Annotated in this window: 14 protein-coding genes; 7 read left to right on the top strand and 7 right to left on the bottom strand. The window is 70.6% G+C overall.

Annotated features, from left to right (window positions below):
* Positions 1 to 660: 660 nt before the first annotated feature.
* The 3 genes from UG56_RS28715 to UG56_RS24180 all read left to right on the top strand — a co-directional run bounded on the left by UG56_RS28715 (position 661) and on the right by UG56_RS24180 (position 2742).
* On the top strand, positions 661 to 990 hold the full coding sequence (locus tag UG56_RS28715) for a hypothetical protein (RefSeq protein ID WP_218145279.1): 330 nt from the start codon (positions 661 to 663) through the stop codon (positions 988 to 990).
* 131 nt (positions 991 to 1121) lie between these two features.
* Complete coding sequence (locus UG56_RS24185; RefSeq protein WP_045550042.1) at positions 1122 to 2393, top strand: extracellular catalytic domain type 1 short-chain-length polyhydroxyalkanoate depolymerase; 1272 nt, start codon at positions 1122 to 1124, stop codon at positions 2391 to 2393.
* A gap of 37 nt (positions 2394 to 2430) precedes the next feature.
* On the top strand, positions 2431 to 2742 hold the full coding sequence (locus UG56_RS24180; RefSeq protein ID WP_256206872.1) for a hypothetical protein: 312 nt from the start codon (positions 2431 to 2433) through the stop codon (positions 2740 to 2742).
* 4 nt (positions 2743 to 2746) lie between these two features.
* Here the strand turns inward: UG56_RS24180 and UG56_RS24175 are convergent, their stop codons facing one another.
* Together UG56_RS24175 and UG56_RS24170 are read right to left on the bottom strand one after the other, a co-directional pair.
* Positions 2747 to 3133, bottom strand: coding sequence for a nuclear transport factor 2 family protein (locus UG56_RS24175; protein WP_045550035.1), 387 nt, complete (start codon positions 3131 to 3133; stop codon positions 2747 to 2749).
* A gap of 35 nt (positions 3134 to 3168) precedes the next feature.
* Positions 3169 to 3588, bottom strand: a complete 420-nt coding sequence (locus UG56_RS24170) for a hypothetical protein (protein WP_045550034.1) — start codon at positions 3586 to 3588, stop codon at positions 3169 to 3171.
* 129 nt (positions 3589 to 3717) lie between these two features.
* Between UG56_RS24170 and UG56_RS24165 the strand changes: the two genes are divergently transcribed.
* The gene (locus UG56_RS24165; RefSeq protein WP_045550033.1) at positions 3718 to 4380 is read left to right on the top strand and encodes a polysaccharide deacetylase family protein; all 663 of its coding nucleotides are present in this window, start codon (positions 3718 to 3720) and stop codon (positions 4378 to 4380) included.
* On the opposite strand, the gene UG56_RS24160 is transcribed toward UG56_RS24165, so the two are convergent.
* On the bottom strand, positions 4370 to 5653 hold the full coding sequence (locus UG56_RS24160; protein ID WP_045550032.1) for an endo-1,4-beta-xylanase: 1284 nt from the start codon (positions 5651 to 5653) through the stop codon (positions 4370 to 4372). The two genes, UG56_RS24165 and UG56_RS24160, sit on opposite strands and share 11 nt — an antisense overlap.
* 112 nt (positions 5654 to 5765) lie before the next feature.
* On the opposite strand from UG56_RS24160, the gene UG56_RS24155 reads away from it, so the two are divergent.
* A complete protein-coding gene (locus UG56_RS24155; RefSeq protein ID WP_052693817.1) occupies positions 5766 to 6878 on the top strand; it encodes an FAD-dependent oxidoreductase in 1113 nt (370 codons plus the stop codon).
* 32 nt (positions 6879 to 6910) lie between these two features.
* Here UG56_RS24155 and UG56_RS28090 read toward each other — a convergent pair whose 3' ends face one another.
* The gene (locus tag UG56_RS28090; protein WP_045550031.1) at positions 6911 to 7627 is read right to left on the bottom strand and encodes an alpha/beta hydrolase family protein; all 717 of its coding nucleotides are present in this window, start codon (positions 7625 to 7627) and stop codon (positions 6911 to 6913) included.
* Between the two features lie 114 nt (positions 7628 to 7741).
* On the opposite strand from UG56_RS28090, the gene UG56_RS28710 reads away from it, so the two are divergent.
* Positions 7742 to 8494, top strand: a complete 753-nt coding sequence (locus UG56_RS28710; RefSeq protein ID WP_218145278.1) for a DoxX family protein — start codon at positions 7742 to 7744, stop codon at positions 8492 to 8494.
* A 7-nt stretch (positions 8495 to 8501) separates the two neighbouring features.
* On the opposite strand, the gene UG56_RS24140 is transcribed toward UG56_RS28710, so the two are convergent.
* The 3 genes from UG56_RS24140 to UG56_RS24130 are packed head-to-tail and all read right to left on the bottom strand — an operon-like array spanning position 8502 to position 10640.
* Positions 8502 to 9149 (bottom strand): GNAT family N-acetyltransferase, encoded by a 648-nt coding sequence (locus UG56_RS24140; RefSeq protein WP_071327297.1) that lies wholly within the window; start codon positions 9147 to 9149, stop codon positions 8502 to 8504.
* Between the two features lie 43 nt (positions 9150 to 9192).
* On the bottom strand, positions 9193 to 9384 hold the full coding sequence (locus UG56_RS24135; protein ID WP_045550029.1) for a hypothetical protein: 192 nt from the start codon (positions 9382 to 9384) through the stop codon (positions 9193 to 9195).
* Positions 9381 to 10640 (bottom strand): aspartate aminotransferase family protein, encoded by a 1260-nt coding sequence (locus UG56_RS24130; protein ID WP_045550028.1) that lies wholly within the window; start codon positions 10638 to 10640, stop codon positions 9381 to 9383. The genes UG56_RS24135 and UG56_RS24130 overlap by 4 nt, the downstream gene beginning before the upstream one ends.
* A 107-nt stretch (positions 10641 to 10747) precedes the next feature.
* Here UG56_RS24130 and UG56_RS24125 point away from each other — a divergent pair, with 107 nt between their 5' ends.
* Complete coding sequence (locus UG56_RS24125; RefSeq protein WP_045550027.1) at positions 10748 to 12214, top strand: NAD-dependent succinate-semialdehyde dehydrogenase; 1467 nt, start codon at positions 10748 to 10750, stop codon at positions 12212 to 12214.
* Positions 12215 to 12219 lie beyond the last annotated feature (5 nt).

Genomic DNA, 12219 nt, shown 5'->3' with positions numbered 1-12219 from the left:
CCCTGACCACTAAAGGTCGCTCTCGAACTTCTTGGTGTCGACCGTTCGCAGGCGACCGGTGGGCGCTGACCAAGCGCAGATACGGTGGTGTCGGCGGTGAAGAGGCCGGCGTGACGTACGGGCATGTCCGTGAACCCATGCGCGGCTCTCGGCGCGGGGCTTGTTGTGCATGGCGTGATGCTGGGCCGCTGCATGAGTGGCGACCCGGTCACACATCGAAGGCGGCCTCCTTGGCCGTCATGTCGGGTGCCGGGTGGACGGCGAGGTACTCGGTGTATCGAGGAAGTGCGTCGTCCGGATTCCGCCGGAGACGGCGCGTGGGTCGCCCTAGGTTCGAGGCATGGGAACGCATGTCGACATCGATCCGGCCATTCTCTACTTCGGTACGCCGGTGGTGCTGCTCTCGACGCTCAATGAGGACGGCAGCACGAATCTGATGCCGATGTGATGTCCTGAGCCTGTCGAAGGGGTCGTCGGTGTTCTGGCTGGGGCGTACGGCGGTGCTCGGGATGGGGGCTTCGTCGCAGACGGCGCGCAATGTGCGGGAGCGGCCCGAGATCGTCCTCAATCTTCCCGGCGTCGACATGGTCGACCAGGTCGACCGGTTGGCGCTGACCACGGGGAACGCGGCGATGTCGGCGGCGAAGGTCGAGCGGGGGTATGTCCACGTGGGCCGACAAGCATGCGCATGCCGGGCTGACCGCGTACGGATCGGACACGGTGCTGCCGACGTCGGTGGCCGAGTGTCCGGTGCACATCGAGGGGACCGTTTCGGCGATCCATGAGCTCGAGGAGCCGAAGCTGCTTGCGGTGGAGGTCGCGGTGACCGCGGTGCGGGTCATGCCAGACGTACGGCTCGAAGGTCATCCGAACCGGATCGACCCGGATCGGTGGAGGCCGCTGGTGATGAGCTTTCTGCAGTTCTACGGGCTGGGGGAGCGGGTGCATCCGTCGCGGCTGGCGAGCATCGACGAAGAGCTGTACCGCTGATCGGCGGCGGATCGATACATCCGGGCGGCGGATTGTGGTCCGGGTCGACATAGACCTGTGGTGACCGTCACATCTACCGTCGATCTGCCCGCCGGGAGGCGGTGGGCGGGTCTCGCTCAGGAGGAATGGTCATGCGTCTCGGGTCACCGATCTCACCCAGGTTGCGGCGACGACGGATCGGGGCGGCGCTCGCGGGCCTCGGCCTGGTGCTGGCTGGTGGTACGGCGATCGCGGTCGCGCCCTCCGCCGATCCTGCGGCGGCCGCCGGTACGTGGACGACCCGGACGGCGGGCGGGATGACGACCCAGCTGTACGTCCCCGGCACCGCGCCGACGCTCGGCACCGCGCGTGCGCTCATGGTCAATCTGCACGGCTGCGTCCAGACCTCGGCCAACCTGCGTGACGGCGGCAACTGGACCGCGACCGCGGAGGCGCGGGGCATGGTCGTGGCGATCCCCGCGGCACCGAACGGCGGCGTACTCCTCGGTTGCTGGGACTACTACGACAGCAACCACTCCCGGACCTCGCCGAGCCGGCACGACGACAACCTCCTCCAGCTGGTCAGCGATCTGCTCGCCGATCCGGCGCTCGACATCGACCCCGACCAGGTCTACCTCTCCGGACTGTCCTCGGGCGGCGGCGAGACGATGGTGATGGGCTGCCTCGCGCCCGACGTCTTCGCCGGGATCGGGATCAACGCCGGGCCGTCGGTCGGTACGACGTCGGGCCAAATCGGGTCCGTGGCGGTGACGCATTCACAGGTCACCACCACCTGTCGGAGCTTCGCCGGATCCGCCTCGTCAGGTTTCGGCAGCCAGGTCACCTCGGTGACCTACGGTTCCAACGACACCACCGTCGCGCCCGGCTACAACACCCTGAACGCGCAGGTCATGGCCGGGATCTACGGTGCCACGTCGCAGTCGTCGTTCTCGCTGTCGGGGCTGGCCGGCAACAACACCGCCGGCTCCGGGACGCTGTGGTCGGACGGCAGCGGTCCGCGGGTCTCGCTCATCCAGAACACCGGGATGGGCCACAACTGGCCGGCCGGTGGCGGCCCCGGCGGTTCCTACATCACGACGAACTCGATCGACTACCCGGCGTACGTCACCGACTTCTTCTTCGACAACAACCGCCGCGTCGATCGGAGCACCGAGCCGACCGACCCGCCCACCGAGGACCCCACCGACCCGCCGACCGATCCGCCGACCGAGCCCGGCCTCTGCTGCGGCTCGGCGACCAACGCCCAGCACCAAGCCGCCGGGCGAGCGCACTCCTACGGGACCAACCCCTACAACCCGTACTACGCCGATGTCTCCGAGGACTACATGGGCCAGGGCGACGCCACCGTGACGACCCTCCAGGAGTCGGCGGGCGGCCGCTTCGACGTGGTCACGACGTGCTGACGTAGGCTTCGTCTCCCGACGAGAACGAGGTGTACCGATGACAGCGAGCAAGTCGGCTCGTGAGCGGAAGGCAGCCTCGCAGGCCGGGCCTCTGGCCACGGTGAGGATCGACCTCGACGCGGAGCAGCAGTTCGTCTACAAGGTCACGTGCACGGAGTGCGTCGTCCGGGACAGGATCAAGTGGGCGACCTACCGGTCCGGTGAGGACAACGGCTTCATGGCGGCCATGGACCGATGGATCTTCCACCTCACCGAGAAGCACCCCGACGCCGACGCGCCGTGCCTGAAGTTCCTGCCCGAGGCTCAGCAGCGCTTGCAGGAACGGCGCGAACGACGATCGGCCGACTGACGGCTCAGCCGTTCGACGCTGCTGCCTTGATCTCCTCGAACTGCGCGCCCATCCGGGCGGCGAGGGCCTCGGCGGCACGCAGCGGGCGCACCATCACCTTGAAGTCGACGATCTTCCCCTCCTCGTCGTAGGTGAGGAAGTCGCAGCCGTTGAGGTCGAGGCCGTCGACCTTGGCGGTGAACTCGTAGGCGTGGTGGGCGCCGTCGTGGATCTCGCGTACGTAGGTGAAGTCCTCGAACACCTTCACCACCGCGCGCAGGATCGCGGCGGTGATCGCCCGGCCGGAGTAGGGCTTGAACGCGACCGGGCTGGTGAACACGACGTCGTCGGCCAGCATCGACTCGACGGCGTCCATGTCCTTGGCCTCGATCGCCTCACGGAAGGTGGTCATCTGGGGCTCCTCCTGGGTCGGTGGTGGAAGAGAGCCTAGAGGGAGGGGTGTGGCGGCGCGCTGTTCCCGACCGTCCCGCCGCCGTTGCCGAGGGCGTAGCCGATGCCGATGCCCACCGCGGCGGGGACGAGGACGAGCCCAGCGAGGAACGGGGTCAGGTTCCACAGGTCGCTCCAGAGCACGCCGAGGTCGCGACCCTCCTCGAACCAGATCCGGAACGGACCGCTGAGACCGACCGCGCCGGCGACCAGCGCCCAGCGTACGAAGACGGGCGCGAGACGCTTCGCGTGGTAGCCGTCCCACAGGCCCCAGAGCCCGGAGACGGTGAGTAGCAGCGCGAAGTAGAGCAGTCCGACGCCGATGGTGGCGTCCTCGGTGCGGAAGAGGATGTCTGTCGCGACCGAGAACAGGATGCTGCCGCCGACCATCACGGCCAGCCGTACGAATAGCTTCATGTCTTCAGGGTCCTGGATCGAAGGCGCGAGGCGCATGAGCGCGGATACTCAGATCCGCGGGAAACGGGTCGCTTGACACCGGGCGGCCATGCCCCGATCGTGTGCGACAACGATTTCGAAAGGACTGCCATGGGGAGCACCACGGTGCCGGGAGGCGCGGTCCGTCCGACGTCGACGCCGCTCGCCGCCGCCCGGGGTACGGGCAAGGTGGCCGCCCTGACCTTCGACGACGGCCCGAACCCCGGCGAGACGGATCGCCTGCTGGACATCCTGGCGGCGCACCAGGTCACCGCGGTGTTCTGTGTGATCGGCCAGAACATCACCGCTCCCGGCGGCGCCACGATCCTGAGGCGCATCGTCGCCGAGGGCCACACCCTGTGCAACCACTCGACCTCCTACGCCGACATGGGCAGCTGGTCTCCTGTTCAGGTGGAGCGTGACCTCGCGGCCAACCTGGCCACGATCCGGGAGGCGCTGGGTGACCCGGCCCAGAAGGTGCCCTACTTCCGGGCTCCCAACGGCAGCTGGGGCACCACCGGAGAGGTCGCCGCAGCCCTCGGCATGCAGCCGCTCGGGCTGGGCAACGTCATCTTCGACTGGGACGGCAACGACCTCTCCGAGGAGACCCTGACGAACAACCTCCGGGCGGCGATCCAGCCCGGCGCGGTGGTCCTGGCCCACGACGGTGGCGGCAACCGCGAGAACACCGTCCGCGCGGTCGAGACGGTGCTCCCGGAGAAGCTTGCCGAGGGATACGGCTTCACCCTGCCGCAAGGCGGTGTCACGGCGTAACGGTCACCCCGGTTCGCGAGGTGTCGGGCCCCAGCTCGAACGCCGCGGTCGAGTCCTCGATGTCGACCCGGTAGTCGCCCGCCCATCCGCGCACCTTCATCCGCCCCTCGGCGTCGGTGCGCAGGCGCGTCGGTCCCAGCCACCACTCGTCCTTGACCAGGCGGTGGAGCGCGTCGTACGCCGGTTTCGGTGTGCCGTCGGCGCGCACCAGACCCGCGGGCGCTCCGAGCCAGGACCCGAGGTCGGTGAGGCCCCAGTAGGTGATCGCCTCGACCGACGGGTGCGAGAGCAGGGTGCGGTAGTGACGTACGAGCTCGTCGGCTTGACGCGCCTCGCCCTCGGGGGTCGAGGGCCAGCTGGGCACCTGGTGGTCGTTGAGGTCCTCGATCTCGGCCGGCATGAGGTCGCCGGAGAGGAGCGTCGTCTCGCTGAGGTGGAGCGGGAGGCCGAAGCGGGCGAACCGGTCGAGGATCTCCAGGGTCCGCTCCTCACCCCAATAGCCCTGGTGCATGTGGCTCTGCAGGCCGATCGCGTCCACCCGGATCCCCGCCTCGAGCACGCCCTCGATGAGGCACTCGTAGGCCGTGGACATGTTGAAGTCGTTGAGGACGAGACGTACGCCGGGGCCGGCCGCCCGCGCCTCCTCGAAGGCCAGGCGTGCCATCGGGATGCGGCCGAGCCGCCGGCACAGCCGGGTGATGGCGTTCTGGCGGTCCTCGTTGTCGAAGACCGGCATGATCACCAGCTCGTTGATCGCGTCCCAGGTGTCGACCAGCCCGTCGAACGCGGTCACCTCGCGCCGGATCCGGGCGCGGAGGACCTGCTCGACCTCCTCTGCCGGCGCGTCGAGGAGCCAGGCGGGGGAGAGGGTGTGCCAGGCCAGCGGATGTCCCTTGAGGGACACTCCGCGGTCGCGGAACCAGCGCGCCGCGGTGAGCAGGCGCTCGGTCTCGGGCTCGCCGCGCACGGGCTCGAAACCGGACCAGTAGAACGGGAGCGTCGCCGTGTTGAACACCGCCAGCCACAGGTCCACGAGCCGCTCGGCGGTCTCGGCGTCGGCGCCGCCGAAGACCGCGCCGGGGGACTCCGCCGTGTCGCCGTTCGCCAGACCGATGAAGTCGAAGCCGACGTTGCCGAAGGCGAAGGCGTGGCGGGTCTGCTCGACGACCACGTCGGTGTCGGCGTACGCAGTGCCGTCGGGTCGGAGCAGCCTCAGCGTCACCTCGTGGGAGCGGTGGCGAAGGGTCGGGTCGGGGGAGAGCGGCTGGTTCACGGGAGACCTTCGGGGGTAAGGGTTACGCGGATGTAAATCGTTGTCGACAACGATTGCTGTGCGCAAGGGTCTGCTCGGACGGAGTTCGGCTCGGTCGGCTAGATTGCGCGTCGTGAGTGGAACGACGAGCAGTCGGAGCGCCGTGGTGGTCGGTGCGGGGATCGGCGGGCTCACCGCGGCGCTCGCGCTGTCGCGGACCGGGTGGCAGGTCACCGTGCTGGAGCGGGCGCCGGAGCTCGGCGAGGTCGGTGCCGGCCTCTCGATCTGGCCGCGGGCGTGGCGGATCCTCACCGACCTCGGGGTCGCGGATCGACTCGTGGACGGGACCCGGCCGGCGATCCAGGCGGGGCTGCGTCGGCCCGACGGACGCTGGCTGGCGAAGGTGCGCGCCGACGCCGCTGCCCACACACCGGTGATGGTGCACCGGGCTCGGCTGCACGAGGCCCTGGTGGGTGCGCTGGCGGCGCGCGACGGGGTCGAGGTACGCACCGGCGTGACCGTCTCGGGCCTCGCCGATCTCGACGGCATCGACCCCGGCGGTCCGGCCGATCTCGTGGTCGCCGCCGACGGGATCCGCAGCAGGATCAGGAACGAGCTGCACCAGCGCGAGGACGTACGTCATGCCGGCTACACCGCCTACCGCGGCGTCACCGCGCAGCCGGTGCCGGGCGAGGCGTCGAGCACGGGCGGGGAGACCTGGGGGACCGGGGTGCGGTTCGGTTACGTCCCGCTGGTGGACGGCCGGACCTACTGGTTCGCGACCGCCAACCGGCCCGCCGGGGAGACCGGCGGGGACCACCATGCCGACGTCACCGCGCTGGTCGGCCACTGGCACGAGCCGATCCCGCAACTGCTCGCGGCCACGCCGCCGAGCGCCGTCATCCGCGGAGACATCTGCGACCTGCGGCTGCCGCTGAAGCGGTTCGACCACGGGCGGGTCGTGCTGCTGGGGGATGCCGCGCACGCCACGACGCCCAACCTCGGCCAGGGCGCCTGTGCCGCGATCGAGGACGCCGCCGTGCTGGCTGCGCAGCTCGCGGGCCACGCCCGGATCGAGAGCGCGCTGGTGGCGTACGACCGCATCCGGCGTCCCGCGACCCAACGGCTGGTGCGGGCCTCCAGGCTCGTGGGCGTGCTCGGTCAGCTCCAGAACGGTGCCGCCGTCACCGCCCGCGACGCCGCGCTGGCGTGCGTCGGCGCGGTGGCCGGGCTGCTGGCCAGGTAGGCCGTCCGGTCACGACGTGGCCTCGCCGGAAGTCAGGATCGGAGCCGGTCGCTGACCAGGTCGAACGCTCGGCGGACCGCGTCGCGGGACTGGTCGGTGTGGTCGAGGCAGTCGAAGCTGTGATGGCCGTCGGGGACGTCGATGACGGTCAGCCCCGTGGGTGCGGTGGCGACGAAAGCCTCCACGGTGGCGGCGACCTCGGGCGCCTCGAGGCCGACCCGGGTGAGAACGATGGGGAGGTCGCCGGCCGTCTTCACCGCCACGGCGGGGCGGAAGCGGGGATCTTCCGGCCAGCCCGGGAGGAAGCCCAGCAGCGGGTAGGTCGCCGCCAGGCAGCGCAGCCACGGGGGAGGCGTACGGAGCCAGGCGCTGGTCAGCAGGCCGCCACCGGAGAAGAACCACAGCGCGACGCGGTCGGCGTCGACGCGCGGATCTGCGCGGACCTCCTCGATCGCCTCGGCGATGACCCGTTCCGCGGTGCCGAACGGGTCCGGCGTCAGGTGCGGGCCGTGCTCGACCGTGACGCCGACGAGACCGCGTTCGGCGGCGGTCGATGCGTACCCCTGGAAGATCGGCCAGTCCCGTGGCAGCGGCTTCATCTCCTCCGGGATCGGGCCGCCGTGGATGAACACGATCGCCGGCTGTGGCGCCTCGCCGTCGGGCGCATACAGGTCGAAGGTGTCGTGGCGCTCGTGCGGGCGCTTCCGGGTCGGCAGGACGAAGGGTTGGAGATAGTCAGGCTCGGTCACGAAGATCCGTTCGACGGTGTGCTCGGGTCGTCGGCAACGTACGGGGCCTGTGCGGGCGGTTCAACCGATATTCGGCGGCCGGTCGGTCACAGCGACCGCTGCTGCGGTGTCTGGATGACCATGACGGCTACCTATCTGACCGTGACCCTCATCGCCTCGATCGCCGCTCTCGGCGGGGCGGTGCTCAACCTGACCGGACACCGGATACCCGTGACGGAGGCTCGACGGCTCTCGGTGCCGGTGGAATGGTTGAGGTTCCCGATCGGGGTGTCCTACGGGCTCGGCTTCCTCGGTCTGCTGGTCGGGGTGGCGGTGCCGGCGGTCGGGATCGTCGCTGCGACGGGGTTCGTGGTCTTCTTCGTGCTGGCGATCGGGGCGCACCTGCGGGTGGGGGACCGGAGCCTGGGCCGTGCAGCCGTCGGTCTCGCGGTGGCGTCGGCCACGCTGGTGATCACGGGGATGTACGCGGCGGGGCAGGACGACCTCGGCGGGGTCGTGGCGGCGTACGTCCGTGAGGTTCCGGAGCCGTGGTGGCCGGTCGTGCTGCTCGCGGTGATCCAGCTCGGCGACGCGGCGATGTGCTTCCAGCCGGTCGGCTTCATCGCCCGGTGCTTCACCGACGTCGGGCTGCCACGGGCGCTGTGGCCGGTGATGCCGTGGGTCAAGGTCGCCGCCACCGTCGGCCTGGTCGCCGGGCTGTGGGTGCCGTACGTCGGCGCGCTGACCGGTGCGGCCCTGGTCGCCTACTTCGTGTGCGCCGTCGCGGCGCACGTCCGGGCCCACGACTTCGGCCGCAACCTCGCCCTCAACGCCTCGTTGTCGCTGGTCCTGTGCGTGGCCGTGTTCGTGGCCTGCTTCCTGCGCTGAGCCTCGTCTAGGAGGCGCCGAACAGGAGCAGGCACGGCTCCACGCCGCTGACCTCGATGCCGCTGCGGTCGTTGAGCTCCCACCGTTCCCGGCAGAGCCGGAGCCGGTGGGAGACCAGCACCTCGCCGTCACGTACGTCGCGGGAGATGCCGTCCGGCTCGTAGCCGAGCTTGGTCGACACCCCGACGGAGGCGGCGTTGTCGGGGAAGGCCTCGGAGGTGGCGTAGGCGGCGCCGAGGTGGTCGAAGGCCAGGGCGAGGGCGCCCAGGCGCGCCTCGGTGCCGAAGCCGCGGCGGTGGTGGGGAAGGCCCAGCCAGGAGGCGGTGCTCACCTCGCGTCGCTCGGCGAACTCGGTCGCCGAGAGCCACACGACGCCGATCGGGTCGGTGTCGAGGAAGACGGTCAGGTTCAGGCTCCAGTCACCCGGCCGCCACTCGCCCCGGCCCGCCCAGGCGCCCTGGACCACGTGGCGCGCCCGTTCCAGCGGTGAGCGCTCGGCCCACGGGGTCAGGAACGGCCGGTCGCCGGGCTCGTGCACGCCCTCGGCCGCGACCTGGGCCAGGCGCGCGAGCTCGACATCGGTCGGCAGGCGCAGCTCCAGACGTGGGGTCCGGATCCTCAGGCCGAACAGCGGCCACACCTCGGTCGGGGTCATCGGGCCATCATCGAGAGGGGTCTGCTGGGCGGGCAACCGCTTATCAGCGCTCGGTGCGGCTCGGGTCCCTCACGTAGTCGAGCAGGTCGGCGTCCGTCGAGGTGTAGCGGTCGACCTCCTCGCCGCTGTCACAGGTGCACAGCACGATCGTGACCTCGTCGGCGCGCGGCCAGATCGCCTCCCAGGTCGCGCCGGCCTGCTCCCAGCGGAGCAGTCGGTCGAGGTCGTACGTCATCGGTCGGCCAGGACCGCGTCGACGGACTCGGCCCACAGGCCGGCGGCCTCGTCGATCGCGGCGGAGTCGACCACGAGGGCGGGGATGAAGCGTACGACCTGGCCCCAGGCGCCACAGGTGAGCAGCAGCAGGCCCCGCTGGGCGGCCTCCTGCTGGGCCGCGGCGGCGGTGGCCCCGTCGGGCTCGCCGTCGGGGGTGCGGAACTCGTTACCGAGCATGAGTCCGAGGCCGCGTACGTCGGTGATCGCCTCGTGCTTGCTCGCGACCTGCTCCAGGGCGGAGCGGAGCTCGGCGCCGCGCTCGGCAGCGTTCTTCACCAGGCCCTCCTCCTCGATGACGTCGAGGGTCGCCAGGGCCGCCGCACAGGCGACGGCGTTGGCGCCGTAGGTGCCGCCCTGCGAGCCGGGCCAGGCCTTCGACATCAGCGCCTCGCTCGCCGCGATCGCGGACAGCGGGAACCCGGAGGCGAGACCCTTGGCGGTCATGATGATGTCGGGACGCCCACCGAAGTGGTCGTGTCCCCAGAACTCGCCGGTGCGGCCGAAGCCGGTCTGCACCTCGTCGATGATGAGCAGGATGCCGTGCCTGTCGGCGCGCTCGCGCAGGCCCTCGAGGAAGGCGGCGTCGGCGGGGACGTAGCCGCCCTCGCCGAGGACCGGCTCGACGAGGAACGCGGCCGTGTCCGCCGGAGCGCTCTGGGTCTGCAGCGTGTAGTCGAGCTGGCGCAGCGCGAACTCGGTCGCCTGCTCCTGGGGCCAGCCGAAGTGGGGTGCGTCGGGGAAGGGAGAGACCACGACACCGGCCATCAGCGGACTGAAGCCGGCCCGGAACTTGGTGCCCGAGGTGGTCATCGAGGCGGCCGCGACGGTGCGGCCGTGGAAGCCGCCGTGAAAGACGACGATGTTGGGCCGGCCGGTCGCCTGGCGGGCCAGGCGGATCGCCGCCTCGGCGGCCTCCGAGCCGGAGTTGGCGAAGAAGAGACTGTCGAGGCCTTCGGGGAGGACGGAGCCGAGCTGGTCGACGAGGTCGAGGAGCGGGCGGTGCCTCACCGTCGTGTACTGCCCGTGGATCAGGTTCGCGATCTGGCGCTGGGCAGCCTCGACGACCTTCGGATGACTGTGGCCGGTGCTGGTCACGCCGATGCCGGCGGTGAAGTCGAGATAGCGACGGCCCTCCTCGTCGAAGAGGTGGACGCCTTCGCCACGAGCCGCCACGACCGGGGTTGCCTGCTTGAGGATGGGGGAGAGCTTGGCCACCGTGGCCTCCTGTCGATTGTTGACAATCTGACCCGCTACTACACTAGGCCAGCGTTGGCCGGCTGTCAGCCGGACGGCCGGATGCTGACCTGGGAGGCTGATGCGGCATGGGTGGAGAACCGAACGAGGCACGGGTGGTGGCAGAGGTGCCCAAGGGGCTCCTTGTCGCAGGTCAGTGGGTGGATGCGAGCGGAGGCGAGACCTTCGACGTGCTCGACCCGTCGACCGGGGAGGTGCTCTGCGCGGTCGCCGACGCGACGCCCGAGGACGGCCGGCGTGCGCTCGATGCCGCGGCCGGCGCTCAGAAGGAGTTCGCTGCGACCGCGCCGCGCGCCCGGGCCGACATGCTGATGGCCGCCTTCGACCTCCTCCACGAGCGGATCGACGACCTCGCGCTGCTGATGACCCTCGAGATGGGCAAGCCGCTGGCCGAGGCGAAGGGCGAGATCGCGTACGCGGCGGAGTTCTTCCGCCACTTCGCCGAGGAGGCCGTGCGGATCGAGGGCGGCTACCAGACGGCACCCGCCGGCGGCTCGCGGTTCCTGATCACGAAGCAGCCGGTCGGTCCGGCGCTGCTGATCACGCCGTGGAACTTCCCGATGGCGATGGGCACCCGCAAGATCGGCCCGGCGATCGCGGCCGGTTGCACGAGCATCATCAAGCCCGCCGAGCTGACGCCGCTCTCGATGCTGGCGCTGGGCGAGATCCTGCGCGAGGCCGGCGTCCCCGACGGGGTCGTCAACATGCTGCCGACCTCACGCCCCGGCGAGCTGACCGAGCCGCTGCTGCGTTCCGGCGTGATCCGCAAGCTCTCCTTCACCGGCTCCACGGCGGTCGGCCGTGTGCTGCTGGCGCAGAGCGCGGAGAAGGTGCTGCGTACGTCCATGGAGCTCGGCGGCAACGCCGGCTTCGTCGTCTTCGAGGACGCCGACATCGACGAGGCGGTCGCCGGCGCGATGGCCGCGAAGATGCGCAACACGGGGGAGGCGTGCACCGCCGCCAACCGGATCTTCGTGCAGCGCTCGGTCATCGACGAGTTCGGCGACCGGCTCGCGAAGGCGATGTCCGAGCTGCCGGTCGGTCGCGGGGTCGAGGAGGGCGTACGGGTCGGGCCGCTCATCGACGAGACCGCTCGGGAGAAGGTGCAGAGCCTGGTGGACGACGCGGTCGCTGGTGGCGCACGCGTGCTGACCGGCGGCACGGCCCCCGACGGCCCGGGCTACTTCTACCCGCCGACCGTGCTCACCGACGTACCGGTCTCGGCCCGGATGGGCAGCGAGGAGATCTTCGGCCCGGTCGCGCCGCTGACCCCGTTCGACACCGAGGACGAGGTGGTCGCGGCGGTCAACGACACCGAGTACGGCCTGGTGAACTACGTCTTCACCAACGACCTGCGCCGCGGGCTGCGGGTCGCCGAGGCGCTCGAGTCCGGGATGGTCGGGCTCAACCAGGGCGTCGTCTCCAACCCCGCCGCGCCCTTCGGCGGCGTCAAGGCGTCGGGACTGGGGCGGGAGGGTGGGCGTACGGGGATCGAGGAGTTCCTCGAGACCAAGTACGTCGGGATCGCGATGTGATCGTG

The organism is Nocardioides luteus, assembly GCF_000960475.2.
GTDB classification, from domain to species: domain Bacteria; phylum Actinomycetota; class Actinomycetes; order Propionibacteriales; family Nocardioidaceae; genus Nocardioides; species Nocardioides luteus_A.
This window is presented reverse-complemented; position numbering and strand designations above follow the sequence as displayed.

Coding starts and splice junctions, on each gene's coding strand:
- UG56_RS28715 (WP_218145279.1), top strand. CDS start 661: ATGTCCACGTGGGCCGACAAGCATGCGCATGCCGGGCTGACCGCGTAC.
- UG56_RS24185 (WP_045550042.1), top strand. CDS start 1,122: ATGCGTCTCGGGTCACCGATCTCACCCAGGTTGCGGCGACGACGGATC.
- UG56_RS24180 (WP_256206872.1), top strand. CDS start 2,431: ATGACAGCGAGCAAGTCGGCTCGTGAGCGGAAGGCAGCCTCGCAGGCC.
- UG56_RS24175 (WP_045550035.1), bottom strand. CDS start 3,133: ATGACCACCTTCCGTGAGGCGATCGAGGCCAAGGACATGGACGCCGTC.
- UG56_RS24170 (WP_045550034.1), bottom strand. CDS start 3,588: ATGAAGCTATTCGTACGGCTGGCCGTGATGGTCGGCGGCAGCATCCTG.
- UG56_RS24165 (WP_045550033.1), top strand. CDS start 3,718: ATGGGGAGCACCACGGTGCCGGGAGGCGCGGTCCGTCCGACGTCGACG.
- UG56_RS28710 (WP_218145278.1), top strand. CDS start 7,742: ATGACCATGACGGCTACCTATCTGACCGTGACCCTCATCGCCTCGATC.
- UG56_RS24140 (WP_071327297.1), bottom strand. CDS start 9,149: ATGACCCCGACCGAGGTGTGGCCGCTGTTCGGCCTGAGGATCCGGACC.
- UG56_RS24135 (WP_045550029.1), bottom strand. CDS start 9,384: ATGACGTACGACCTCGACCGACTGCTCCGCTGGGAGCAGGCCGGCGCG.
- UG56_RS24125 (WP_045550027.1), top strand. CDS start 10,748: ATGGGTGGAGAACCGAACGAGGCACGGGTGGTGGCAGAGGTGCCCAAG.